The organism is Streptomyces roseochromogenus subsp. oscitans DS 12.976, assembly GCF_000497445.1.
Taxonomy (GTDB): Bacteria; Actinomycetota; Actinomycetes; order Streptomycetales; family Streptomycetaceae; genus Streptomyces; species Streptomyces oscitans.
Map to the genome: position 1 here is coordinate 8842866 of NZ_CM002285.1, position 535 is coordinate 8843400.

Consider the following 535-nt stretch of genomic DNA (forward strand, 5'->3'; position numbering starts at 1 on the left):
ACCGCCGGGTTGGAGGACTGCAGTTCGTTGTAGGACCCGAGTCCGAAGGCGGGATTCTGCTTGCGGATCTCGATCATGCGGCGGGTCCAGTGCAGCAGCGAGGACGGCGAGGACATCGACGCCTCGACGTTGGTGACCTGGTAGCCGTAGACGGGGTCCATGATCGTCGGCAGGAACAGGCGTCCGGGGTCGCTGGAGGAGAATCCGGCGTTGCGGTCGGGGGTCCACTGCATCGGGGTGCGGACGGCGTCGCGGTCGCCGAGCCAGATGTTGTCGCCCATGCCGATCTCGTCGCCGTAGTAGAGGATCGGTGAGCCGGGCAGGGAGAGCAGGAGTGCGGTGAACAGCTCGATCTGGTTGCGGTCGTTGTCGAGCAGGGGCGCGAGGCGGCGGCGGATGCCGATGTTGGCGCGCATCCGTGGGTCTTTCGCGTATTCGGCCCACATGTAGTCGCGTTCTTCGTCGGTGACCATTTCGAGGGTCAGCTCGTCGTGGTTGCGCAGGAAGATGCCCCACTGGCAGCCGGAGGGGATGG

At 65.8% G+C, this 535-nt stretch carries 1 protein-coding gene; it reads right to left on the reverse strand.

Translation table 11 applies throughout. The features are described 5' to 3' along the window. The coding region (locus tag M878_RS000000100625; protein ID WP_023546666.1) for an alpha-amylase family glycosyl hydrolase at positions 1 to 535 on the reverse strand (535 nt) is incomplete at both ends.